Source organism: Pedobacter sp. PACM 27299 (assembly GCF_001412655.1).
In the GTDB taxonomy this organism is placed as follows: Bacteria; Bacteroidota; Bacteroidia; order Sphingobacteriales; family Sphingobacteriaceae; genus Pedobacter.
Genome location: NZ_CP012996.1, coordinates 5,513,091 through 5,537,293, shown reverse-complemented (window position 1 = coordinate 5,537,293; position 24,203 = coordinate 5,513,091). Strand labels below are relative to the sequence as shown.

Below are 24,203 nucleotides of genomic sequence, written 5' to 3'. Positions count from 1 at the left end.
ATTATTTGTTGATGGCCGTATTTCTATCTTGTTCTTTCTGCGACATCGGCAATAAGATTTTGTCGGCAGTAAGGTTGTAGCCTAGCGATGCGCCATTTCCGTCTTTTTGTGTGTTCATCACCTGGATGGCACGATTGGTGCGTACCAGGTCATACCAGCGTTGTCCCTCAAAAGCAAGCTCCAGACGACGTTCTTTTTCAATTGCCAAACGCATTGCCGCCTGATCTGCTGCTGGAGTAGCACCAAGGTTCACACGGTTTCTGATCTGATCTACCAATGGCTTTGCTTGTGCCCAGCCACCTGCTGATTGTTCATTCAGGGCTTCTGCTTTTAACAAAATAATATCTGCCAAGCGAAGGAAATAGATATTCGTCTGGTCATCATTTCTGTATTTATTGATGTAAGGATATTGTGCTTTTGGCCAGAAGCTATCGCTCCAGCCTTCCGAAGTAGTATTCAGGAATTTGATGCTAGAGTTTTTACGGATCTGATCACCTTCTGCATCAAACGCTGCAGCAAGGTCGTTGGTTGGGGTACAGAATTTTTTCCATCCTCCACCAACAATCACACTTGGCATCCAGTTACCTCTTTTGTTGGCACCATTGCCACCATCAAACTGCATTTCCCAAATCGACTCTGAATTGTTCTTGTTAGTACCTGTAAATAAACCATCATAGCTGCCAAATAAAGCGTATCCGCCGCCAATAACAGCATCTGCATACTGGTTTACTTTTGCCCAGTCTGGGTTGGCTTTTGTGGCATATACTTTAGCCAATAATGCATTGGCTACGCCTTTAGTGAAAATTCCTTTATTAGGAGCTGTCGTTCTGGTGTTGGCAAGCGCATATTCCAGGTCTTTAATGATCTGCTCATAAACCACTGCTACACTAGATCTTGGAACCTGCATTTCTGCCTGATTGGCTGGTGTTTTTAGTACAATCGGTACTGGACCCCATAAACGTACCAGGTACAGGTATAGATAAGCCCTGATTCCGGCTGCTTCCCCCAGGATTTGAGATCTTCTATTGCCTTTATCCAATTCAGGATCTTGAATAAGCGGTACATTTTCTAATACCTCATTCGCATTTTTAATCTGTGAATACAGTTCTGACCAATCTCTTTCCAGCACTTCATTGGTAGAGTTGACGCGAAACTCATCCATTTGGAACATTGCAGGGTTATCACCGCCGGCATAAGCGTTATCAGCAATGACATCACCATTGAGCATGAAATCCCAGATGTGGGTATTGTTATACATTCCTCCATAAGCGCCTCCAAGCAGCTTTTCAGCCCCTGCAAGGTTGACGAAAGCCTCTTCTGGCGTTTTCTGGTTGAATGGGTTCTTATCTAAAAAATCTTTTTTACAGCTGGTTTGTAGCCCGATAGTCAGGGCTGCAACTGCTAAAATTGAATATAATTTAATTCTCATGTCTATTGTTATTAAAATCCAACGTTTACACCTAACAGGAAGCTTCTGCTTTGTGGGTAGGTACCATAATCCACACCCATACTTGGGCCGTTTGCGCCATACTGACTTACTTCAGGATCCAGGCCTTTGTATTTTGTGAAGGTTAGGATGTTGTAGCCAGTCACAAATACAGTAAGTCTGCTCATGTTCATACGGGCTAAGAAAGCATCACCGAAATTGTAAGACAGGGTAGCGGTTTTTAGACGCAGGTAGGAAGCATTTTCTACGAATCTGCTGGAAGTAAGTGAGTTCTCGGTTTTTCCTTTTTCTGATCCTGGAATACTTCCATTCGTGTTTTGTGGAGTCCAGCGGTCTAATACAGTCGCAGACTGGTTTTTAGAGTCATTAAGACCTTCTAAATCAATTCTGGAAGCATTGAACATCTGGTTGCCCTGAACACCCTGGAAGAAGATGTTTAGTCCGAAATTACCATAACGGAAGTTATTGGTCATTCCATAGATGAAATCAGGTTGTGCTGAACCGATAAAAGTTCTGTCATCCTTTACATCAATTTTACCATCGTTGTTTAGGTCTTCATAAGTTGCCTTACCGGTTGCTGGATCCACGCCTGTATATTTAAGACCATAGAAACTGCCCAATGGTTTGCCTGGAACCACACGCACAGCTGAAGTACGGGCAGAAATACCACCGAAATCTAGTGATGGGGTAGAAGTACCTAAACTAGTTACTTTGTTTTTATTGAAAGAGATGTTCATATCTGTAGACCAGCTGAATTTCTCTTTTTCTACGTTTTTAGTGGATAGTGTAAACTCCATCCCTTTGTTTTCCATAGAACCTACATTATAGGCTTGCTCAGCAAAACCTGCCGATGGTGCTAATTGTACTTTGATCAATAAATCATTGGTTTTTTTCAAATAAGCGTCAGCCGTGAAAGTTACCCTGTTGTTGAACATGGTTAAATCTAAACCAATATTGCTCTGGGTAGTGGTTTCCCAGGATAGACCTGTATTTTTTAGATTGGTCAAGTTATAATCACCCTGTGCATTTTCTTCATACAATTTCATCCAGGCATAGTCTCCGATTCCTTCATCGTTACCTACTTTACCCCAGCTACCTCTGATTTTTAAATCATTAATGGTTTTGCTGTCTTTCAGGAAGTTCTCCCCAGAGATTCTCCATCCCGCAGATGCAGAAGGGAAATAACCGAAACGTTGCTCATCACTGAATCGTGAAGAACCATCGGCTCTGAAGTTTGCACTCAATAAGTATTTGCTATCGTAAGCATAAGTTACTCTGGTTAGGTAAGACTGCTTCGCCCATTGTGCTCTTTGAGGAACTTTAGGAACGATAACTGGCTTGTCATTTTTCTGATCTGTTTGTGGCTTGTAGAACCTGTTTTCTTCATATTCTACGTAGTTATAATCTGAAGATTGTAAGGTATAACCACCAGTTGCTGAAAATGCATTTTTACCAACGTTTTTAGTATAGGTCAAAATGTTTTCATTTAGCCATACATTGTCATTGGTTTTATTGTTTCTATAGATACCACCTTCTGCACGACCATAAGTAGTCTTGAAAGCATCAAGGTTGTAATCGTAGTAGTTCTGATTCACATTGGTACTGATCGTTGATTTGAAAATCAAATCTTTAGTGAATTTGATCTCTCCACCGAATGATCCGATAAAACGGAAGTTTCTGCTTTTATTTTTCGCACCGTAGGCCTGGGCAATTGGATTGTCCCATCCACCAGAGTTTGGAATGGTCGTATAAGAGCCATTCGGATTGTAAATACCAATGGTTGAAGGCGTAGTTAAAGCCGCTAAAATGGTACCACCACGTGCAACACCTGCATTGTCGGCTACATCAATAGAGTTTCTTGCGGTTAAAGCTGCGGTTCCAGTGAATTTTAACCATGGTGTAGCTGCTTGTGACCCATTAAAGTTAACCGTGTATCGGTCTAGCTGTGCTGGGGCTACAATACCTTTGTCTTGCTGGTAACCAGTTGAAAGGTAAAAATTGCCGCCATTGCCACCCCCAGATAGGGATACCTGATATTGGTTTTGTTTACCTGTGCCAAAAGTTTCTTTTTGCCAGTCCGTATTGCTGCCATCGCCATAAGAAGTATAGCCCATTTCTTTCATCAAATCGATGTATTGATCTGCATTCAGCACATCTTGTTTGCGCCAGAAATTCGAAATACCAGTAAAAGCATTGAATTCTACTTTCACTTTGCCAGAAACACCTTTTTTAGTAGTGATTAAAACCACTCCATTCGCACCGCTTGATCCATAAATGGCTGCTGCTGCTGCATCTTTTAAAATAGTTAAAGATTCTATATCATTCGGGTTTAGGAAACCTGCATTTCTGGAAGTTACCCCGTCAATTACATATAGCGGACTGTTTGAAGCAGTGATGGAAGTATTTCCACGGATGCTGATCGCAATCTCTGCACCTGGTTTACCGGATTGTGCGGTAACCTGTACACCTGCCGCTCTACCTTGTACTGCTTGTAAAGGGTTGGTGATCGGCTGATTTTTCAGGTCTTTAGAAGATACCGTAGTCACGGCTGTGGTCAGGTCCTTCTTGGTGGCAGTACCGTAACCAATTACGACTACCTCGTTTAATTCATTATTGTCTTCAGATAGATTTACGTTCACAGTGGTGTTGCTGTTCACTGCTTGTTCAATAGTTTTATAACCAATAAAGGAAAAAACCAACGTCGCATTGCCTGGGGCAGTCAACGCATACTTTCCATTATTGCCGGTCATTGCACCTTTAGCTGTTCCTTTAATTTTAACAGAAACACCTGGAAGCGGCAGACCTTTTTCGTCTTTCACCTCTCCCTTAACGTTAAGCTCCTGGGCCATACTCACAGAGATGGTACAGAGTAAGCTAAGGATAAAAAGAGTAAACTTTTTTCTCATAATTTTTGCTTTTGTTTAATGAATTTGATGTGATAAAGTTAACGTTGATTTTATGTTAATTCCTAGTGATTGAAACGTTTTATTTTTGCTAAATAACTGATAATTAGATTGTTGCGTGTGTTTTGATACGCTTTAGTACCCTAGGTTGAAAATAGGCTTAAGTACTGATAGACAGTGTGTAGCGCTACTGTGAGGACTTAGGACATTACCTGATCTGATACGCTTAAGTACCCTTGTCTTAAACAGGTAAAAAAAATGTCAAATCACCGGATTGTATCCTGCGGAAGCGTTAAAAATGAGAATTATCAAGGTTTTTTTAGTCTAAAACCAGCTGACTCCAGCCGTTTTTGCTGGTTTTTTTGAGCTGAGCTTTTCGCTCTTCCATCACCTGTTTAATCCCTGCTCCGTAGGTCCAGCAAGTGCTTTGACGGATGCCCAGGATCTCAGATAATTTGTGGGAAGAGATTTTTCCCTTAGAAGAGTATACTAGGAATACCATATAGAAGGCCTTCACAATTGGGATGCGGGTATTGTGGAAAATGGTAAAGCTAGTCACGGATTCTTCATAACCGCATTTACTGCATCTCCTACTATAGGCGATGTGTCCGCTGTAATAATGGTCGTTCTTACATTTCCTGCAGTGGTAGCCGTTTTTCCATTTCAGTTCAGAAAGAAATAGGTTACAGCTTTCCTTATCCGGATAGATCTTGCTGAATTCATCAAAGTCTACATCTGTAGACATTACCCTGTCTCGGGTTACCTTTTCTACATTGGTTTGCAGCTCCTGATTGTCCTGTTCCAGCAAAGTATTCATTCTGGAAATCTCCTCCGCCTGTTGTTTTAGCCGGTCGTTGGCGTCCAGCAGTTCTGCGTTTTTAGCCTCAATGATCAGCGATTTGTGGTATACTTCTCTGGTCCGTTCTTCTACCTGACTTTCCAGCTCCTGATTTAAGGTGTCTTTTAGCTTCACATTCTCCGCCATAGAACGGATCATCTGACGGTGCACAATGTCTTTTTTCTTTCTCAGAATGCTCACTTTATCGCCAATGGCAAAAGATAGAAATACCATTTCCAGGATAAAGCAGAAGCTGAGGCTGTAATAACTAATGGCTCCGAAGTTTAAAAAAGAAAAATGGAGCATGATGAAGAACTTCAGCAGGAAGCCTAAAAAAAGAAAGCTATACCCTAATACGAAGAATCGAGCCGGGAGATAACCTTGTCGGTAGATATATATACCGGTAAAAAAGGCCACAGACAAAGGAATGGCGTCGAGAAATTTATAGCTAAATAGGTTTTGGTTAAATATCAGGCAGTATAAAAACCATAACGTTCGTAGGGCAATCACACCTAAAATCAGACGATTTAATTTCGGTGCTTTAGACTTGACAAATAATAGTTCGCGGGTAAAAAGTAAGGCAAAAATACTGACCGCATATAAGGCTACAGCATAAGCGGTCTGATTCCATACAGGCTGATTGGGCCATAGATACTGATAAGCAATACCATCGGTACTCATCTCAAAGAAACCCACACTCAGGTTGTAAAGCACATAGTATAGATATTGTTTCTGCCGCATGGCGATAAACATGATCAGGTTGTAAAAACTGAACACGAGAATCATTCCATAGAAAATACCAAAGTAAAAGTATTCATCTAAAGCGTAAGAGATAAACCAGTCAACGGAACGTAGTACAATAATAGCGTCACCAATTTGTGACGACTGAATCTTAAAATAATAGGTTTGTACCTCATTATTATCGTTGTCCAGATAGAATTCGAAGTTTTTATGCTGCAATTTCCTGCTGTAGAAAGGGAACTGATCGCCAAATTCTTTTACTTTATAACTGCCATCTGCCTGGGGTATATAAGCGGTGACATGGTCTAATGTCTGATCAAAAAATTCCAGCAAGAAGTACTTCTCTGCCTTACTGTTATTTTTAATATTGATCCTGAACCAATACACCTTATTTAATTTAGTGGTTTGAGGGGTACTTGTTTTACTGGGTTTAAACTGCTGAGAGATGGTTTTACTTCGAATCTGGTCGAAAGTAAGCTTCCCGGAAGTATCCGAAAGCACCTCAATCTGTTTAAAGGAAAAGATATGCTGGTCTATGTTGTCCTTTATTTCTACAACTTCCTGTGCCCTTAAATCTTTACCTGTAGAAAAGGAAAGTAGGATAATCAGGAAAATTGCTTTATATAGAAATAAGAATTTTGAAGACATAATGGTACACAGCAAATTAAATAATGGCGCGAAGGTCGGGTTAAAAATCTTAATGCACAACATTGGCCCTGTCGTACTTAGCAATAGGGCAGGTATTTAGCAAGAATCAGATTTAATTTTATAGTCAAATGACTATTTTTACAGGATGGTGCCAACGTGTTTCTTTATTACTCTTCCTGCTGATTTCAACTTTGGAGAATGTCTATGGTTTTTAGACCGTGGCTTTGATGACTGCCTATATAGCATAGCTAAAAATAGGGTGACCAGAGTACTGCAGCTGACAAATGGGGCCGCATTAGTTCGTATCGAAAACGAAGGTGAAACGTTAAAGGTTTCCGTTTTAAATCGGACTTTAACTCCCGAAGAAACCGTTGAAGTGAGGGCTTTTGTGAATGAATGGTTTGACCTGGACCTCGATCTTAAGCCATTCTATGAATTGATGCTTAGAGATCCCCGTTTGTCTTTTATGAAGGCAGACTATTTTGGTCTTCGGCTGATCGGAATCCCCGATTTGTTTGAAGCCATCTGCTGGGCAATCATCGGACAGCAGATTAATTTAACTTTTGCCTATAAACTCAAAAGAAAACTGGTAGAACGCTTCGGAGAAACATTGGATTTTGAAGGGCAACAGTACTTTCTTTTTCCAAAGCCAGAAGTTTTGGCAAATGCAATACAGGAAGAATTGCAGGGCATGCAATTTTCAAGAAGTAAAGCGGCGTATGTTTTAGAGATCGCCGCCGCTTTCGCTACTCAGACGCTTAGTAAATCAGGATTACGCGCAATGCCAGATTTGGCCTCCCGTCAAAAGGCTTTGGTCAATGTGAAAGGAGTAGGAGTTTGGACCGCAAATTATGCGCTGATGAAAAGTTTGAAGGAACGCTCTTGTATCCCTCATGGTGATGCTGGATTGTTAAATGCATTGGTTAATCTAGATATCATCAAGGATAAAAAGGAAGTTGCTGAAATCGAAGCCTTTTTTTCTGGATATGAGGGCTGGGAAAGTTACCTTGTTTTTTACCTCTGGAGAACGCTTTCTAAACGAGTGTAATTATACCTGCTCCCCTGTTGGTGTATCATTTTTTGATGCTTCCCAACCGATCATTGCTGTTTTTCTCACTGCTCCCCAATGGTATTGCCCCAATTCTCCTGTGGATTTAATCACTCTGTGGCAAGGAATTAAAAAGGCTACCGGGTTTTTCCCTACTGCACTGCCTACTGCACGATTGGCTTTAGGGTTTTGCAGTTCATTGGCAATGTCAGCATAGGTTGCCAGATCTCCAGAGGGGATTTTTAATAGCATTTCCCAAACTTTGATCTGGAAATCCGTTCCTTTTAAATGAAGTTTTACTTCCGATAACCTGCTCCAATCTGTGCTAAATATATAAAGCGCATGCTGTTGCAGCTGATCAAGCAACTGCTGGTACTTTGCATTCGGAAATAGTTGCTGGAGTTCATTAAATGCCTGATTTGAATCATCAGAAAAAGCCATATAGCAAATGCCTTTGGCAGTAGAAGCCACCAATAACCGCCCAAAAGGGCTTTCTGCGAAGCTATAATTGATTTGTAACTGCTGTCCACCATTTTTAAATTCTCCGGGTGTCATTCCTTCTATCTTGATGAAAAGATCGTGTAGCCTGCTGGTGCCTGATAAGCCGGTTTCATAAGCGGCCTCAGCCAATTTGCCATTTTGTTTTTTTAAGATCCCTTTTGCATACTCTATGCTTAGGTATTGAAGAAATTGTTTAGGACTCACACCGGCCCATTCCTTAAACATACGCTGAAAATGAAAGGGACTTAGATGAACATGTGCAGCGATATCTTCTAATGGGGGTTGCTGTTTGAAATTCATTCTTAAATATTCAATCGCTTTTTCAATTCTCTGATAGTCGATTTGATCTGATGTTTCCATGATTTGAAATTTATACCTAAAATTAAGGCATGTACAGCGCTGTGAAAACCCGAAACTTGCGCTGTTTACAGATAATATTCCATATTTACTTTATCCTATTTACACGCCTGGTTATAGATCAGCGTAGCTTTACAACTTACTTTCCTGGTCTGAAATAGTAAGGTTCAGTTCTTCCAATTGTTTGTGCTTGTTTTCAGCGATTAAGGTTTGGTGTTTTTGTTGCGTATCTGTCAGCAGATTGATCAATAATTTCTTGTTCGATGCTGAAAGGTCATGGAATAACAATTGATCAGCTTTGAATAAACTTCGGTGTAACAGCTGTAGCAGTTTTTCTCCTTTTGTACTCAATTTAACCAGTTTCGCTCTTTTATCAGCCGGGTCGCTTCTTTCTATCAATAGCCCTGCTTTTTTGATTCTGTTGAGAATATCGATACCAGTAGATGGTTCAAAGAATACTGCAGCAACCACATCTGATTTCTTCGCTTCAGGATGGAGGGCGATGGACTTCATGAAGTAAAACCATTCCAGTTCAATTCCTGGGAATGATTTGAGTACGGATTTTGCATACACTACATGAATGGCGTTTAATTGGCCGATCAGAGTAGCTAATTCCTGATCGGCATCTTTATCCGCTAGCGTAGCAGGCATTTGATCGGGTGCTGCGGGTCCTTTATGATCCATCAAGAAATGACTGCAGAATTCCGCTGCATTGGCAGCGGGATTCTTGCTTTCATAATCGGCCCATGCCGTAATCAGTTCTACAATTGGTTTCATAGTCCTCAATTAATCTGCTGTAATTAGTGCAGCGAGTTTAAATACTGACGGAAATAACCGCATTCTTCTATTGCTTCCTGGTAGAATCTGGTGTCAGCATATTGTCTTGCCAGCATCGCGAAGTTTTGCCCAAAATAAAGTGCTTTGGTTTCTACACTCCAGGAATTGGCATCCTTATTCTCTGGAAGATCGAAAGATCTGTTGTAACTTTCATTGCGTTCAATTTTGCTGGCCATAAAGGTACAGCGTGCCTGCTGTTCTTTGTTTTTCGTAGCCATTCTTGCCATTAAGTAATACTTTTCGGCTATTTTTCCGGAAAGATAGATTGGCCTGAAGGGTGCAGGAACACTGAATGCGCTGCTGCCATAAGTATCTGTTAGACTAGAAATATAAAAGCCACGGTTATTGCCATAATAGCTAATATTGTAATAGGCATTAGCTAATAAATAGGCGTTGTTGTATACATTTCTACCGGCTTTAATCTCCGCCTTCATACTTTTCATCATCCTTAAGAGCTCCAGTGATTTGAACTTCTTAGATTGTGCCATTTGTTGGTCGCAATCATGACAATCATTTAAGCGCATATTGAATGGATTGGCCTGAAGGGTATCTGTTTGATGGCCGCTTTTCTCTAAAAATGGAATTGCTGCTTCTGGCTGATCTTGAAAAACAAGTACAGTAGCCTGATAGAAATAAAGATCTTCCACTTTATATGGATAATAACGGAGCATCGCTTTTTCAAAGGCAGTTTGCTTTTCGTTGAGCATGAGTGCTTTTAACTGCTCAATACGTCGATTATTGGTGTAAAACTCATGATAACTTCTGAAGATATTGGCTTTAATAAAATCCCCTTGTTTTTTATACAGATCGGAAATAACGCCCATACTTTCATTTAGCGATTGATAAAATCTAAGGTCTTTTACTTTCTCTTTTCCATCTCTGAGGTTTGCGAACCAGTTTAGAGGTTCTACCATTTTAGCCTCTGCGGCTGCATCAATCTTTTTCAATTGTCTCAGATATAATCCCCAATCGAGGATTTTATACTGGGCCATTAACAGTTCATTGTCCGCTGGGAGCTGTGTTTTTGCTGTTTTGTAGAATTTTGCTGCGGTTTCATAATCTTTGGTCATGAAGTTTAGGTATCCTGCAGCAAGGTTCCAGATATAAGGTTTTGCGGTGTTGTTTTTTAAAGCAATCCCACTAATTAAAGCTGTGTTTTTCTTTAACGTAGAGGTTGAATCTTCTTTTCCACCGTAATAATTACGGAAGGCAGATTCTGTAATATTGATGGCCCTGCTCAGCAGTAAGTCCAACTTTTCTGATTTAGGATCTAGAGCGATGATTTCTGGAATTGCCCTTTCTGTATCGTAGTAAATGCCCATTAAATGCCAAAGCGTGATTTTTTCTTCGGTTGTCTTTGCCATTTCTAAACTCTGTTTCCAATCAGAATCAGCATTTGGACGGAAAGACCATTTTGCTGGAATCTTCATTTCAGTGCTGTAGTTATAGCAAAGGCTGAACAGATAGTTGGAAGTTGCATAATCACCAGCATAATAATGCCTGCCCGCTACATACCCCAAAGTCCTATAATACATCATGTTTTTAGGAAAAACATCCTTGTAGAGGTTAAAGGCCTGTATGGTGGCTGCATCTTTTAGCGGTTTTATACCTTCGCTTCTTTCTGCAAAATAATAATAGCGAACCAATTGAAACCACAGTCGTTGCTTAATAAAGGGATCCTTAGCCTTTTTTAAAGCAAGTAACAATTCCATTTCAAATGCTTTAGGTACACTGAACTCCTGTTTCTCATCCCAGTAATAATAACTTTTATAGCTGGCTGCATAGGTCTCACTTTTCTTAGCTAGATCCAGGTAATCAAAGAAAGCAGTTAACTGCTTTTTATTTATTTTCAGCTTTTTTAATTGTGGCATACTATCGGGAAGGAGCTCAATTTTACCTTTGTAATTTTGATATACAGAATCAATACCTTTTTCGCTGGCGCGCAGCAACAGATACTGAAGGTCAGCTTTGCTTAATTTCTGTCCGAAATAGTCATACCATTCGTTCACAATTTGTTGATTGAAACGGGTATTGGAGTTGTCGTCGTTATAATTGTAGTCTTGTCCGTAGTAAGCAGAGAAATCCGAATAGAAAAATGGAGTATACTCTTTGGCAACAAAAGATTCCGGACTGAAACTGGAATAATCGTCGTCATAACCATAGTCTGCACATGCCCAAACTACTCCGGCAAGAGATAGTGTCGATAAACAGAGTAAGGTCAAAAACTTTTTTGGTAGGTACTGCTTTAATAATTTGGTAGCTGAATTTAATGTTTTCATAGAAGCTGGGTAGTAGAAATGGTATGCTATTGTGTTTTAAGATGTTTTTATGAAGGGATACTGCGGTTCATCATCCCGTTTTGTTGGCCTTGGTAGTCATATCGTTTCGTTATTTTAGTAATGCAATGATGGTTTTTCGTTTGACAGCGATAAAGGTACGAATGATGATAATCCATTCCTTAAAATCTGGCAGAAACTTCTAATAGGTCTTTTGCTTTAAAGATATTTGGATCGAAGTTGCCAATTTCATAATAGATGATGGTTCTTTTTTCATCTTTGCTCAAATGTTTAGCCAATTGCTCTGCTGCCTGAACTAAAAGTGTTTTATCAGTTTCTTCAAGTTTGAAAAGATCGCCGGCTTTGATATAAACACCTTCTATAAAGAAACTTCTTCTGGCCTTAAATACATCTTTGTTGGTAGTAACTTCGAAATTATTGACGTCAGACACAATTGATTTGCCAATTTTTCCATATACCTGAATTACCTGACCATGTCTAATATGTATAGACCAGGAGAACAAGGGTAAGGCAATATCTAGTGGTAAAAGATATTTAGGGAGGTGACTGATATAGTTTGCTGCATCATTCGAATTATAAATGGAATTCGGATCGTCCGGTTTAGCCGAAATCTTACCCATATTATAGAACATCAAAATGCCGCGATCCACAGGAGGAACGCCAGTTCGGATTTGGTATTTGATCTGGTGTAACCTAATGGTGGCCTCCAGGCTTTTGTTGCTAATGGCTTTGAAAGTTTTTAGGAAATGAAAGTATTTATCTTTTGTGCCCAGGCTCCAATCGCAGTCGAATTGCACTTGTTGGTAATTGAGCTGTTGATCAGTGCTAAGTTTGGATAATAAGCGCTGCGTATGTTCTGCCAGACTATCTATTCCCTGCAGGGTTAATTTTTCAAAAGTCTGGTTGGTGATAAAAATGACCGGAGTCACCTGCCATGCACTTATTTTTTGAGTGAAATTAATGACTGCTTCCGGGTAAGCCCGGTTTTCTTTTGTATTCCATTTAATGTCAAAAAAGCGGAGATACAATTTATGCGCTGCCACTTTTTCCAGAACTTCTTGCTGCGGTTGCGCTAAGGAAAAACTTTGCTTCCAATAGTAGAAAGCAGTATCGGCCTTGCCAGAAGGGGAGCAGGAGGTTAAAAAGGCAAAGCTAAGGAGCAGGCACAGGCGTAAAAGGAAAAAGGAGTATTTCATGGTTCATTATGGTAGATGTCGCAAAGGTAAACTTATGTATGGATCCAAAATATTTTTTGGAAATAACAATTATTCATCTACCTTTGTACTGTAATAAAAATAATTACAGAATGAACAACGCAAGATTCGCCATTTCTTTACATATCCTGACTTTGCTGGAAAAAGCAAAAGGGGACTTACTGTCTTCTGACTATATTGCTGGAAGCATCAATATCAATCCTGTTCTGGTTAGAAAAGAATTGATCAATCTTAGGAATCAAGGTTTTGTGGAAAGTAAAGAAGGTAAAAATGGAGGTAGTTTCTTGTCAAAATCAGCAGATAGTATTACCTTAGATCAGATTTATAGCGCTGTAAGGCAAAATAACCTATTAGGAACTTCTAAAAATGAGCCTAATCCACAATGCCCGGTAGGCAAACAAATTAATCAGCATTTGAATTCTTTATATGACAGTACTGAACAGGTTTTAATCCAGGAGTTGTCTAAGAAAACTTTGGCTGATTTTAGCAAGCAGTTCATTTGATTTTTTTACCTATAACTGTAACAAATAATATTACAATATATATTAATTAAAATAGAAAAGATGAAAGTATCATTAATTGGAGCAAGTGGCTTTGTAGGGGCACACTTATTAACAGAATTATTAAATCGTGGTCACCAGGTAACAGGGATTGTAAGAAATGCAGCTCATGTCAAGGAAAAAAATGTACAACTTACAGTGAAGGCAGTAGATGTCCTGAATACGGTTGAATTAGCAGAAGCCATCAAAGGATCTGATGCAGTGATCAGTGCTTTTAATGCAGGTTGGACCAACCCAAATCTTTACGATGATTTTCTAGCGGGTTCAGAAGCCATTCAAAAAGCAGTGAAAGATGCAGGTGTACCTCGTCTGATTGTAATCGGTGGTGCTGGAAGTTTATTTATTAACGACGCTCAACTGGTAGACGGGCCTGATTTTCCTGCGGATTATAAGGCTGGAGCTACTGCTGCAAGAGATTACCTGACTATCCTTAAAAACGAAGAAGCAATTGATTGGACGTTTTTTAGTCCGGCAATAGAAATGCACCCAGGAATTACTACCGGACGTACTGGTCAATATCGTGTAGGGACAGAAAGCCCAGTGTTTGATGAAGCTGGAAGAAGCTCACTTTCTGTACAGGATTTGTCAGTTGCCATAGTTGATGAACTGGAGAAACCTCAGTATATAAAACAGAGATTTACTGCGGGCTATTAGTCAGCTGATGAGCTCAAGTTTCCCAGTCGATAATAGCGTTTTAAAAAATAGAAACGTTGAGACCTTTCTCCAGGTAATGCGCCCGCTGAACCAGGGGAAAGGTTTTTGAAAATTACTTTTGTTCTTTTAAGGAATTCCTTCAAACTTTAAGCGCGTTCCTTTTCGTCTTTCTAGGTAAAATAGGTTTATAGAAAGTACAGGTGTGGATTGAAATAATGACCCTTCAGTTACTGGATTTTCAACTGATATTGTGGTATTTTTGCAAAGAATATATAACGAATGCCCAAACAGATTATAAGAAAACATTATCGAAGAGCAAGGTACGTCTTGTATCGGGAGACTTTAATTGATGCCAAAGAGCATGTCCTGACTTTTATTGGTTCCTTTATTGGAATTGGTTTGATCGGACTATTGAATAGCCAGTACCTGGTAGCCAATGACAATTTATTTATGATTGGTTCATTCGGCGCTTCTTCTGTATTGATTTACGGAATTATCAATAGTCCCCTGGCACAGCCTAGAAACCTAATTGGTGGTCACGTGATTTCTGCAATTATTGGAGTAACGATGTTGAAAATTATCCCAAATGAAGTCTGGATTGCAGGCGCTTTAGCCGTTTCTATTTCTATCGTAGCCATGCAAATCACCAAAACGTTGCATCCACCAGGTGGTGCAACTGCATTGATCGCGGTAACTGGTGGTGCGAAAATTAAGGAAATGGGTTATCTATATGTTTTCAGTCCTGTATTTACAGGGGTTATGATTCTATTTCTAGTGGCACTGGTATTCAATAATATGAGACATCGTCATTATCCGACTAAACCAATCTTTAGGAAGAGGAAGCATCCAAAACAAGAATAGATGCTATTGTTAAAATAAAGCTGGATTTTGAATTAGGTATGATCTTGAATTGGTGATGGTCTTGCAAAAATCATCCTGAAAACATCATTTCATTTTTTTGATACCCATTACGTATTGCATTCCGCCCCATAAATGCTGTAAGAATAAAGGGTCAGTATAGGATTCTGCAGTATGGCCTAGTCCTGTATAGAAAACCCTTCCTCCCTCAAAATCATGGTACCAGGCCATAGGATGCTGCTGTCCATTGCTGCCCCCCTGATAACTGCTTTCCTGAAGGTTGATTAATACATTTATAGCCGGAGAAATATCTTTAAAATTATACCATTCGTCTTTTCTGTTCCATACTTCTGGTAAATGTGCCGTAGCAATGGTCTTCTTATCGATTACATCTAAGTTTGCGAACTGCTGTGCAGGATGATTTACAAAATAAGCGCCAACTAACTTCCCATACCATGGCCAGTCGTATTCCGTATCTGTAGCCGCATGCACTCCAACAAAACCGCCGCCCGAACGGATATAGGCTTCAAATGCTTTTTCCTGCTGCGAATTCAATATATCACCGGTGGTATTCAGAAATACAACCGCGGCATATTGTTTTAAGTTCTGGGGATTGAATTTTTGAGCATCCGTAGTCGTATCCGCTGTAAAGTCGTGGGCTATGGACATCGCTTGTAAAGCTGTAACTCCTTCTCTAATGGAAGAGTGGTGAAAACCTGATGTTTTAGAGAAGATCAGGATCTTTGTTTTCTTAGCAAAGGCACTGGAGTTACTGCTAAAGGCAAAAATAATCAAAACGACGAAACTGAGGTGTCTATACATAATTAAGGAGCTTGAAGACTAATATATCATTTATACTTTATAATACCTGAGCCATTAGGGAAGGATTTTAAGGCATAAACACTTAAGTAGCCATCTTTTACTTATATTTTTAGTGTTTGACTGTTTTTTTTAAGGAAATAATATTAATAATGATTTAATTTTTAGTAGAATAAACTTGGTAATCTTCTAAATAATGCAGTAGTTAGTCTTATCGGTAATCAGAGCGGTTACTGTTTATGAACCTTGATGAGTCTTTAGTATATGAAGAATTTTAGAAATAGTGTTTATCTCACAGGTCTCGCCGGTGGAGATCCTACAGTGGTTAATTTTTCCGAGGAAAAGAAGGTAGCAAGAGTAAGTCTGGCCATTAATGAGTTTTATAAGACCCAAACCGGGGAGGCTGTTTGTCAAACCCAATGGATCAACCTGGTTTTCTGGAATAAGAAAGCAGATCTTGCGGAATTACTGATTAAAAAAGGGGTGGGGATCAGTATTGAAGGCAGCTTAAAAGTACAGGCTTATACTGATAAGCTAGGGGAACAACGCTCCAGTACAGAGATTTTTGTCAACCAGCTGGAGCTGATTACAGCAACTGAATCATAAAATAAACAAAAGCATTTCGGATGAGGATGAACCAACAGCCGAAATGTTTAATTTCTTTTCAGTTGCAAGGATAAGCCGGCATAGAAGTTTCTCCCGGCTGCAGCATTATAATAACGCCTGCCAACAGCATTCAGGTCGTTGCCAAGGCTATATTTCTCGTTCAGCAGGTTATCTGCTCCGGTAAAGAGCGACAGGTCAGATTTACCAATTTTTAAGCCCTTCCAGCTTAGTCTGGCCTGGACAAGGTGGTATTTCCTGGCATAAACAGTATTGGCATCATTTAAAGGTAGGCTGGAAGTGTAATTGTGCTGTGCAAATATAGACCATTGCCCTGGAAAATAACAATCAATGCTGCTGATGATGACCTGCTTTGGAACACCCGTCAGTTGATTTCCAGAATAATCAGCGGTATTGTCTGCATAATGGTCGAATTTAAAATTACTTAAGGTAATGGCATTATAAAGTTGTAAGCCACGTAAGAATTTAGAGTGATTAACTGGAACCAGCCATAAAGAGAAGGCGCTTTCCAGACCCCATTGTTTGGTGCCGCCAGCATTGATGAAATATTCATTTTCATTCTCGTTTAAACGTCGAACAATGGCACTTTGCAAACGGTAATAAAATCCTGTCAGGTCAATATTGAACCTGCGGTCAGCGCTTTGGTAAAGAACACCGATTTCATGATTCCAGCCGAATTCTGGTTGTAAGTCCACGTTTATGACCTGGTCTGAAGCTCTGATTTCTGCTATTGTGGGCGGTGAATAGCCCTTGCTCACTGTAGTACGCAATGCAAGTTCTGGCACAAGTAAATAGGATAGGGCAATTCTTGGCATCAGCTGAAAATCAAAGCGGTTGGTTCTTTGATCACTGGCTATAGGAGCAATACTTTGATAAGTGTATTGGTATAAATTCCCGCTTGCAGATAATTCCAGGAGCCATTTGTTTAGGAAATCAATATTTAAATGTGCAAAAGCAAAGTTTGATGCTGCTTTTAACTGGTCACTAGCTTTCAATGCAGCAGGTTGACCCATGTTATTGTTATAATTGACAATATCAGAGGAAGTTTGTGTGCTTTCCAGTCCAATATTGAACCTATAATTGAAACTGGTTGTTTGTTTTTGGTATTCCAGATAGGAGCGCAGTCCTAAAGTCAGTTCTTTCCTCTTCTCATAATTGGTGATAAAAGGGTTTTTGAAATCGGTATAAGAAGAAAACAGGGAAATCACATGCTTAAAATGATCGTTGATAATCCAGTCATTGGAGAGGCCACCGAAAAGGGTATTGCTGTAAATCCCTGCCTTTTGCTCAATAGCACTTTTCAATGCACCAGCAGCTGGCCTGGAAGCCTGGGGACGATCCATATATTGTGTGATATCCAATCCTCCTGGAGTATTGTAATGTAGATCAGAATAGAAAATCAAGGCTTTCAGCTTGTTTTTCTTACTGTAGTCGAATTGTTGTGAAATCTGGAAATATTTGCGGTCCATAGCACTATGGTCGCGATAACCGTCACTGCGCTGGTAAGCCTGGGTGATGTTAATGCTGTATTTTTTGAATTGCTGTCCGGCAGATAAACTCTGAAGAAAGGTACCATAAGCACCTGTTTCCAGTTTTAACATGGCGACAATACTGTCTGCGCTAAGCTGTAGCGGTTGTATCAATACAACTCCTCCGGAGTTTGCACCAAAGAGGCTACTTTGCGGACCCTTTAGAATTTGAATGCGGTTTAGGGCACTCATTTCTAGTGCATTCAGGTAGCTGTTCCCTCCGGCATCTGTCAATGGAAAATCGTCAAAATAGATTTTCACATTTCTGACTCCAAAAGGAGAACGGAGCAAGCTCCCACGGATGGACAAACGATAGCTGCCTGGAGAGCGTTCTTCCATGCGTATTCCAGGGATAGTATTCAAGGCAGCTACCAAAGAACCTCCAGCTTGCTTGTCAAGTAAAGAGCGATCAACCAAACCGATGGCACCCGTAGCTCTTAATAAAGGCTGTGTAGAAAAATAAGGTTTGATTTCTACCTCTTTTAATCTTTTTGTGGTATCCTGCTGCTGCGCCGCTGCGGAAAAAGAAAGTAACAACAATGAAGTCACTATAAATATTCTCATCACAAACAAAGCTAAAATTTATACCCAAAGAAGTATAAATCTCAGTTAAGAAAACTTAAAACTTCTTTTATCAGCTGATAACAGCAGTATAACCGCATTTTGTGGGAATAACAAAAAACAATTCAAGATTTTATAACGTTATGATGGTATAACTTGATCATTATGAGTACCGAAAAAAAGGATAAACTTCATCCGACAGACCTTGGAGAAACGAAAGATTTTGACAATTTATCTTATGATAAAGACAAAAATAGCTTTGTATTTGATGTAAAAGGAGAAGAAAAAGATTACGATCACCCTTTACCTTACGATACTTCGGCACCCAATGGGGAAGATAGCAGTTCTTCTTATGATGAAGCCAATCCTTACATCGGCAGTGAATATAATGATGAAGAACAAATTGGCGAAAACCTTGAAGAAGCGGGTATGCATATCGATAACGGAGAAATTGTAGTTCTTGCTCCAGAAGATGAATTACTGGCAAGAACAGCAGAAGATGAACGCAAAGATCTGGATGAAGAAGGTTATCCCATCAATGATACTCCAGAGCCAAGTAGAAAAACTAAGGGTTTACGTCAAGGTTAAACTTACGACGGAGTTCCTCTAATTTCGGGTTTTTATCCAGTAAGAACTGATACTTCTCTGTACTGGTATATAGTCGGTTTACGACTTCACGTGCTGCCTGAATAGTTTTCACAGAGATGCTGAAGTTTTTCAATCGTGGTCTGAGGAAGTTCATCAGATCTACCATTTCTTCCTGTAAAAGTCCTTCCTGAAGTTTATGTTCAACCTTGGCTATGATTAGTTCTGTGCCCTCTAACTGAGGTTCAGCACCAATCATTAAGGTATAGATGTTAATCTTTCCGGCGGTTTTTGCATTTTCCGCATATTGATTCCATAAGCTCAAAAACTGCTCCTGCGAAAAAGATTCCCTTGAATCCCCACTAATATATTTAGGTTCATCGCTGTCAGCCCCGGCAGATTTTGCATTCATATCTGTTAAAGAAGGAATGAACGTACCAGTGGCATTGCTGCCATTCAGACTGATTTTTTGAGTTAAAGCAATTTTTGCAGTAGGCGCAGTAGAAGATTTTACAGGTGCACTAAGAGCTGTTGCGGGAACAGGTTTCGGCGCAGGTTCAGCAAGGACAGGTACACTCTGTGTTGTTGGATAGGGTACGGGTGCAGGCGCTTGTGTTGCTGCTTGTGTTTCGGAAGGAACCTGAGATAAAATTGGCGCTGCCGGCGGACTTACATTAGTTTTTTTTTTAATCTGATTTTGGTCAGTTGCGGCGTTTTGTACAGGTTGCTGGGCAAGTTGCAGGACTGATGGAATATGACACATCTTGATCAGTGCCAACTCCACCTGAAGTCGTTGGTTCTTGCTGTTCTTATAAATCAGGTCACACTGATTGGCAAGGTTTAAAGCGGTCAACACAAAGGAAACAGGTGTCTGCTGACTTTGGCTGATGTATTTTTGTTTAATATTCTCGCTAACCTCTAACAACTTTGTGGTCTGCGGATCTTTCGCTACCAATAAATTTCTTAGGTGACTGGCCAATCCGTTGATAAAGTTATTTCCATCAAAACCATTGTTCAGGATCTCATCAAAAAGAATCAAGGCATTGCTCACATCAGCGCTTAGCAAATATTGAGTTAGCTTAAAATAGTAATCATAATCCAGGATATTCAGGTTGTCAATTACTGATTTATAAGTTAGGTTCTTATTGGTATAACTCACAATCTGGTCAAACATAGAAAGGGCATCTCTCAATCCACCGTCTGCTTTTTGTGCAATAATATGCAGGCCATCTGCTTCTACACTGATGTTTTCACGTACTGCAATTTTATTCAGTAAGCTGGAAATATCATCCACCTGAATCCTGTTAAAGTCAAAAATCTGACAACGGGAAAGAATGGTTGGAAGTATTTTATGTTTTTCTGTAGTGGCTAATATAAATATAGCATACGATGGCGGTTCCTCTAATGTTTTCAGAAAGGCATTAAACGCATTTGCCGAAAGCATGTGTACCTCATCAATGATATAGATTTTATATTTTCCTGCTTGAGGAGGAATGCGTACCTGTTCAATCAGACTACGGATATCGTCAACAGAGTTGTTGGATGCCGCATCTAATTCGTGAAAATTAAAAGAATGACCGGTTTGAAAAGAAACACAGGAATCACAAGTACCGCAAGCTTCCTGTTCAGGAGTCAGATTGGTACAATTGATCGTTTTGGCAAGAATTCTTGCGCAAGTTGTTTTACCCACTCCCCTCGGCCCACAGAATAAAAAAGCCTGAGCTAATTGATTATTCTTGATGGCATTTTTAAGTGTACCTGTAATGTGATGTTGGCCAACCACGGTTTCAAACGTTGCCGGACGGTATTTACGGGCTGAAACTATAAAATTCTCCATTCGCCAACGAAATTATAAATTTTTTATGGAGCAGAGGGGATTTGTTGGAAAATAAAATGATCTGCTTTGGAAGTTTTGGTTTTTATGTTTTCTTAATTGTAAATTTTGTGTATATTTGCGCAAATAACGTAAACTTCATTTATGACGCGCTTTCTTTTCGGGCTTTTTATGGTTCTTCCATTCCTGAGCTACGCCCAATCCAATTTCCAAAAAGGATATTTGATCACTAATAAAAAAGATACCTTGAACGGTTGGATCGATTATCGGGAACTGTCACACAACCCAACTTCAGTAAGTTTTAGTGATAATGGCCGTAAAGAAACGAAGGTATACACACTAAAAGATTGCGCCGAATTCCATATCAATTATGATAATACGACATATAGACGTTTTTTAGTAGACATCAGTACGGCTTCAATTGAATTCTCTGAACTTTCTGACAAAATAGATAAGAGCTTTAAAACAGACAGTGTTTTCCTTCAGGTACTACAGGAAGGATCAAACGTTACGCTATATAGCTACACAGACCGCATTAAAGAAAGGCTCTACATTCAGGATAAAACCAATGCGGTTCCGGTTGAATTGATCAGAGAACTTTCTCATCAGGCGAAGGATCCGAGTAAAATAATGGTCAATGTTCAATACGTCCGACAGTTAATGAGTCTGGTCAGAAAGTATGGGAAATGGACAGTGGCTATGGAGAAAAAGCTTTCGATATTAAATTATCAAAGAAAAGAGCTGATTAGGATCGTATTAGTGATCAATGATCAGCAGCTGGCACCTCCACAATTTCCTAAAACAAGATGGTTTGCAGGACTTAGTATGGACCTGGGGCGTACTAAATTCGAAGGAGAGTCTGTATTGGCTTCAAAAGAGGCACAATCAAAGACAACTGTAAGCCCCATGATTAACGGCGGGTTTGATGTTTTCGTCAATCCTGCCATCCGTAAACTAGTATTCCGTACAGAGCTGAGCCTGGTTAAAACCAATAGCGAAGTTTCAAGCCCAAAAGGATTTAATGCTTTTGACATGGTCACCGCCACATTGAGTCCAGGTGTTTTATACCATATTTATAGTCAAGAGAATTTTAAGGTTTATGTGAGTGGAGCATTTGGAATCAATTTTTCTGCTTACAGCAAGCAGAGCGGATATCAGATGCTGGATGGAGCTTTTAATCAATTTAAAGTTGATTATTCATTAACGATAAGAACGATGCACCTTTCTTTTCCTGTTCATGTAGGTGTAGTAATGAATAAAAAGATGGAATTCCTTGCAGGCTATAATTTCCCCACCAGCATGGTAGATTACGTACATATAGGGATGTACAGACAAAGAATGAGGGTTGGGTTGAACTATCTTTTTGGTAAATATTAATGATTAAAATATATAATATATGAAGCGCTTTTTTCTTTTCTTAATGATGGCCATTCCTGCCATTGGAATGGCTCAGTCTAATTTCCAAAAAGGGTACTTAGTGACAAATACGGGAGATACCCTTAAAGGATATATTGATTATAGAGAAGGATTAAAAACTCCTACTACATTCATTTTTAAAACTGAATTAAATTCAGCAGCCCCTAAGACTTACACGTTAAACGATTGTACAGCCTGGCACATTGATGATATGGCATCCTACCAACGTTTTCTGGTAGACATCAGTTTAGGTTCAGTTGAAATTTCTAAAATTTCATCCCTGGTGGATACTTCATCAAGAAGAGATACCGTCTTTCTACAAGTATTGCAGACAGGGCCGAATGTGACTCTATATGCCTATGTGGATCGCATCAAAACCAGGTTTTATATCTTAGATAAAGGTGATACCCTTCCTACAGAATTAGTGATGCAGTTGTATTATAGAGATGATGAATCTGGAAAGCTCCTCACAAACCTGAGGTATGCCCGTCAGTTATCAAGCCTGATGCAAAAGTATGATAAGTTATCACCTCCAAATGAACGCAGACTGGCGACATTAAAATATAAAGAAGATGAGCTCATCAAGGTCGCGACTTTAATTAATGGACAGGAGAGGATTAAGTCTAAGTATCAGCAATTCAGGTGGTTTGCTGGACTTAGTCTGGATATGGCAAATACCAAGTTCCGCGGGGAAACTCCACTGGCATCATCAGATGCAAAATCAAAAACATCTTTCTCACCAATGTTTAGCGGTGGTGTTGATTTATTTGTAAACCCTGCAATCCGAAGGCTGTTATTTCGCATAGAAATGGCTTTCGTAAAGAGTAACAGTGAAGTAACCAGCCCTGCAGGAGGAAACTCCTTTGATCAGTTGAATTTTATATTCAGCCCTTCCATATCTTATCATATTTATAATGCTGATCATCTTAAGGTTTTTGTGAGTGCAGGAGCAGGCTTGAATTATTCAAAAGTCAGTAATCTGGTGAATTTCAGCTATGAAAAGGAGATCCTGACTGATGATAGAAGAAAAGTTGCGGTTCCGCTCGACCTGGAAAAGTTTTACTTAACCATTCCTATTAATGCAGGAATGGTGCTGAATAAAAGAATCGAATTGCTGGCTGGTTATAGCATTCCTACTTCCATGACTAGCTACGTTTATTATAGTGCAGAGCGACAAAGATTTCGTGTCGGCCTTAACTATCTGTTTGGTAAACACTAAGATGATTTGATTTTTAATATATAATTGCTACATTTGCATCCCCGTATTTAATGCGGGAAATAAACATAAATTAATCATAACAATGAATCAGTACGAAACTGTTATCGTTCTAACCCCGTTGTTATCAGAAGAGGTTGCTAAAGAGGCATTAGCCAAATTCAGCAAAATCATCACTGATAGCGGAGCCGAGATTGTTCAAGAGGACAATTGGGGTTTGAGAAAATTAGCGTATCCGATTGAAAAGAAAGCAAGCGGATTCTTCCACCTTACAGAATACAAATCTTCAGGTGAATTAGTAAGTAAATTGGAATTAGAACTAAAACGTGATGAGCGTGTTCTACGTTTCCTTACCATTAGATTAGATCGTCATGCGGTTGCGTATAATGAGAAGAAACGCAGTGGTGCTTTTAACAAAAAACCTAAGAAAGAGGAGGTTGCAGGATAATGGCTAAAGATCAAATACAATATGTTACTGCTCCAAAAGTGGACGATAACAGAAAAAAATATTGCCGTTTCAAAAAGAACGGAATTAAATATATTGATTACAAAGACGCAAACTTTTTGTTAAAGTTCATCAATGACCAAGGTAAAATTTTACCTCGCCGTTTAACCGGTACTTCATTGAAATTCCAACGCAAAGTGGCACAAGCGGTAAAACGCTCACGTCATATTGGTTTGTTACCTTTTGTTGCTGACCAATTAAAATAGGAGCT

Annotated in this window: 20 protein-coding genes; 10 read left to right on the top strand and 10 right to left on the bottom strand. The window is 39.6% G+C overall.

Annotated features, from left to right (window positions below; genetic code table 11):
- Position 1: 1 nt before the first annotated feature.
- The 3 genes from AQ505_RS23215 to AQ505_RS23205 form a co-directional block, all read right to left on the bottom strand.
- Entirely contained in the window at positions 2-1,429 is a 1,428-nt protein-coding gene (locus AQ505_RS23215; RefSeq protein ID WP_062550365.1) for a RagB/SusD family nutrient uptake outer membrane protein, read from the bottom strand.
- Positions 1,430-1,440: 11 nt separating this feature from the next.
- Complete coding sequence (locus AQ505_RS23210) at positions 1,441-4,353, bottom strand: SusC/RagA family TonB-linked outer membrane protein (protein WP_062550364.1); 2,913 nt, start codon at positions 4,351-4,353, stop codon at positions 1,441-1,443.
- Positions 4,354-4,669: 316 nt separating this feature from the next.
- On the bottom strand, positions 4,670-6,577 hold the full coding sequence (locus AQ505_RS23205; protein WP_062550363.1) for a 7TM diverse intracellular signaling domain-containing protein: 1,908 nt from the start codon (positions 6,575-6,577) through the stop codon (positions 4,670-4,672).
- Between the two features lie 145 nt (positions 6,578-6,722).
- On the opposite strand from AQ505_RS23205, the gene AQ505_RS23200 reads away from it, so the two are divergent.
- On the top strand, positions 6,723-7,625 hold the full coding sequence (locus tag AQ505_RS23200) for a DNA-3-methyladenine glycosylase family protein (RefSeq protein WP_062550362.1): 903 nt from the start codon (positions 6,723-6,725) through the stop codon (positions 7,623-7,625).
- Here the strand turns inward: AQ505_RS23200 and AQ505_RS23195 are convergent, their stop codons facing one another.
- From AQ505_RS23195 to AQ505_RS23180, 4 genes are all read right to left on the bottom strand, one after another.
- A complete protein-coding gene (locus tag AQ505_RS23195) occupies positions 7,626-8,486 on the bottom strand; it encodes a bifunctional helix-turn-helix domain-containing protein/methylated-DNA--[protein]-cysteine S-methyltransferase (RefSeq protein ID WP_062550361.1) in 861 nt (286 codons plus the stop codon).
- A 129-nt stretch (positions 8,487-8,615) separates the two neighbouring features.
- Positions 8,616-9,260, bottom strand: a complete 645-nt coding sequence (locus AQ505_RS23190; RefSeq protein WP_062550360.1) for a MarR family winged helix-turn-helix transcriptional regulator — start codon at positions 9,258-9,260, stop codon at positions 8,616-8,618.
- A gap of 23 nt (positions 9,261-9,283) precedes the next feature.
- Positions 9,284-11,599 (bottom strand): hypothetical protein, encoded by a 2,316-nt coding sequence (locus AQ505_RS23185; RefSeq protein WP_062550359.1) that lies wholly within the window; start codon positions 11,597-11,599, stop codon positions 9,284-9,286.
- 179 nt (positions 11,600-11,778) lie between these two features.
- Positions 11,779-12,813: a hypothetical protein gene (locus AQ505_RS23180; protein WP_062550358.1), complete on the bottom strand. Its 1,035-nt coding sequence runs from the start codon at positions 12,811-12,813 to the stop codon at positions 11,779-11,781.
- 110 nt (positions 12,814-12,923) lie between these two features.
- On the opposite strand from AQ505_RS23180, the gene AQ505_RS23175 reads away from it, so the two are divergent.
- From AQ505_RS23175 to AQ505_RS23165, 3 genes are all read left to right on the top strand, one after another.
- A complete protein-coding gene (locus AQ505_RS23175; RefSeq protein ID WP_062551176.1) occupies positions 12,924-13,334 on the top strand; it encodes an RrF2 family transcriptional regulator in 411 nt (136 codons plus the stop codon).
- A gap of 60 nt (positions 13,335-13,394) precedes the next feature.
- Positions 13,395-14,045 carry an NAD(P)-dependent oxidoreductase gene (locus AQ505_RS23170; RefSeq protein WP_062550357.1) on the top strand — a complete coding sequence of 217 codons (651 nt, stop codon included), beginning with the start codon at positions 13,395-13,397 and terminating at the stop codon, positions 14,043-14,045.
- A gap of 279 nt (positions 14,046-14,324) precedes the next feature.
- A complete protein-coding gene (locus tag AQ505_RS23165; RefSeq protein WP_062550356.1) occupies positions 14,325-14,906 on the top strand; it encodes an HPP family protein in 582 nt (193 codons plus the stop codon).
- Between the two features lie 84 nt (positions 14,907-14,990).
- On the opposite strand, the gene AQ505_RS23160 is transcribed toward AQ505_RS23165, so the two are convergent.
- Positions 14,991-15,725, bottom strand: coding sequence for a ThuA domain-containing protein (locus AQ505_RS23160; RefSeq protein WP_062550355.1), 735 nt, complete (start codon positions 15,723-15,725; stop codon positions 14,991-14,993).
- Positions 15,726-15,986: 261 nt separating this feature from the next.
- Between AQ505_RS23160 and AQ505_RS23155 the strand changes: the two genes are divergently transcribed.
- Positions 15,987-16,328, top strand: coding sequence for a single-stranded DNA-binding protein (locus AQ505_RS23155; protein WP_062550354.1), 342 nt, complete (start codon positions 15,987-15,989; stop codon positions 16,326-16,328).
- Positions 16,329-16,375: 47 nt separating this feature from the next.
- On the opposite strand, the gene AQ505_RS23150 is transcribed toward AQ505_RS23155, so the two are convergent.
- Positions 16,376-18,439, bottom strand: a complete 2,064-nt coding sequence (locus AQ505_RS23150; protein WP_062550353.1) for a TonB-dependent receptor — start codon at positions 18,437-18,439, stop codon at positions 16,376-16,378.
- 162 nt (positions 18,440-18,601) lie between these two features.
- On the opposite strand from AQ505_RS23150, the gene AQ505_RS23145 reads away from it, so the two are divergent.
- A complete protein-coding gene (locus tag AQ505_RS23145) occupies positions 18,602-19,024 on the top strand; it encodes a hypothetical protein (RefSeq protein ID WP_062550352.1) in 423 nt (140 codons plus the stop codon).
- Here AQ505_RS23145 and AQ505_RS23140 read toward each other — a convergent pair.
- Entirely contained in the window at positions 19,002-20,858 is a 1,857-nt protein-coding gene (locus AQ505_RS23140) for a DNA polymerase III subunit gamma/tau (RefSeq protein ID WP_062550351.1), read from the bottom strand. The two genes, AQ505_RS23145 and AQ505_RS23140, sit on opposite strands and share 23 nt — an antisense overlap.
- Before the next feature lie 141 nt (positions 20,859-20,999).
- Between AQ505_RS23140 and AQ505_RS23135 the strand changes: the two genes are divergently transcribed.
- The 4 genes from AQ505_RS23135 to rpsR all read left to right on the top strand — a co-directional run bounded on the left by AQ505_RS23135 (position 21,000) and on the right by rpsR (position 24,198).
- Positions 21,000-22,232 (top strand): hypothetical protein, encoded by a 1,233-nt coding sequence (locus AQ505_RS23135; RefSeq protein WP_157262545.1) that lies wholly within the window; start codon positions 21,000-21,002, stop codon positions 22,230-22,232.
- A 19-nt stretch (positions 22,233-22,251) separates the two neighbouring features.
- Positions 22,252-23,490 carry an outer membrane beta-barrel protein gene (locus AQ505_RS23130; RefSeq protein WP_062550349.1) on the top strand — a complete coding sequence of 413 codons (1,239 nt, stop codon included), beginning with the start codon at positions 22,252-22,254 and terminating at the stop codon, positions 23,488-23,490.
- An 82-nt stretch (positions 23,491-23,572) separates the two neighbouring features.
- Entirely contained in the window at positions 23,573-23,935 is a 363-nt protein-coding gene (gene rpsF / locus AQ505_RS23125; protein WP_062550348.1) for a 30S ribosomal protein S6, read from the top strand.
- Positions 23,935-24,198: a 30S ribosomal protein S18 gene (gene rpsR, locus AQ505_RS23120; protein ID WP_008244392.1), complete on the top strand. Its 264-nt coding sequence runs from the start codon at positions 23,935-23,937 to the stop codon at positions 24,196-24,198. The genes rpsF and rpsR overlap by 1 nt, the downstream gene beginning before the upstream one ends.
- The last annotated feature ends 5 nt before the right edge of the window (positions 24,199-24,203 follow it).

Coding starts and splice junctions, on each gene's coding strand:
- AQ505_RS23215 (WP_062550365.1), bottom strand. CDS start 1,429: ATGAGAATTAAATTATATTCAATTTTAGCAGTTGCAGCCCTGACTATC.
- AQ505_RS23210 (WP_062550364.1), bottom strand. CDS start 4,353: ATGAGAAAAAAGTTTACTCTTTTTATCCTTAGCTTACTCTGTACCATC.
- AQ505_RS23205 (WP_062550363.1), bottom strand. CDS start 6,577: ATGTCTTCAAAATTCTTATTTCTATATAAAGCAATTTTCCTGATTATC.
- AQ505_RS23200 (WP_062550362.1), top strand. CDS start 6,723: ATGGTGCCAACGTGTTTCTTTATTACTCTTCCTGCTGATTTCAACTTT.
- AQ505_RS23195 (WP_062550361.1), bottom strand. CDS start 8,486: ATGGAAACATCAGATCAAATCGACTATCAGAGAATTGAAAAAGCGATT.
- AQ505_RS23190 (WP_062550360.1), bottom strand. CDS start 9,260: ATGAAACCAATTGTAGAACTGATTACGGCATGGGCCGATTATGAAAGC.
- AQ505_RS23185 (WP_062550359.1), bottom strand. CDS start 11,599: ATGAAAACATTAAATTCAGCTACCAAATTATTAAAGCAGTACCTACCA.
- AQ505_RS23180 (WP_062550358.1), bottom strand. CDS start 12,813: ATGAAATACTCCTTTTTCCTTTTACGCCTGTGCCTGCTCCTTAGCTTT.
- AQ505_RS23175 (WP_062551176.1), top strand. CDS start 12,924: ATGAACAACGCAAGATTCGCCATTTCTTTACATATCCTGACTTTGCTG.
- AQ505_RS23170 (WP_062550357.1), top strand. CDS start 13,395: ATGAAAGTATCATTAATTGGAGCAAGTGGCTTTGTAGGGGCACACTTA.
- AQ505_RS23165 (WP_062550356.1), top strand. CDS start 14,325: ATGCCCAAACAGATTATAAGAAAACATTATCGAAGAGCAAGGTACGTC.
- AQ505_RS23160 (WP_062550355.1), bottom strand. CDS start 15,725: ATGTATAGACACCTCAGTTTCGTCGTTTTGATTATTTTTGCCTTTAGC.
- AQ505_RS23155 (WP_062550354.1), top strand. CDS start 15,987: ATGAAGAATTTTAGAAATAGTGTTTATCTCACAGGTCTCGCCGGTGGA.
- AQ505_RS23150 (WP_062550353.1), bottom strand. CDS start 18,439: ATGAGAATATTTATAGTGACTTCATTGTTGTTACTTTCTTTTTCCGCA.
- AQ505_RS23145 (WP_062550352.1), top strand. CDS start 18,602: ATGAGTACCGAAAAAAAGGATAAACTTCATCCGACAGACCTTGGAGAA.
- AQ505_RS23140 (WP_062550351.1), bottom strand. CDS start 20,858: ATGGAGAATTTTATAGTTTCAGCCCGTAAATACCGTCCGGCAACGTTT.
- AQ505_RS23135 (WP_157262545.1), top strand. CDS start 21,000: ATGACGCGCTTTCTTTTCGGGCTTTTTATGGTTCTTCCATTCCTGAGC.
- AQ505_RS23130 (WP_062550349.1), top strand. CDS start 22,252: ATGAAGCGCTTTTTTCTTTTCTTAATGATGGCCATTCCTGCCATTGGA.
- rpsF (WP_062550348.1), top strand. CDS start 23,573: ATGAATCAGTACGAAACTGTTATCGTTCTAACCCCGTTGTTATCAGAA.
- rpsR (WP_008244392.1), top strand. CDS start 23,935: ATGGCTAAAGATCAAATACAATATGTTACTGCTCCAAAAGTGGACGAT.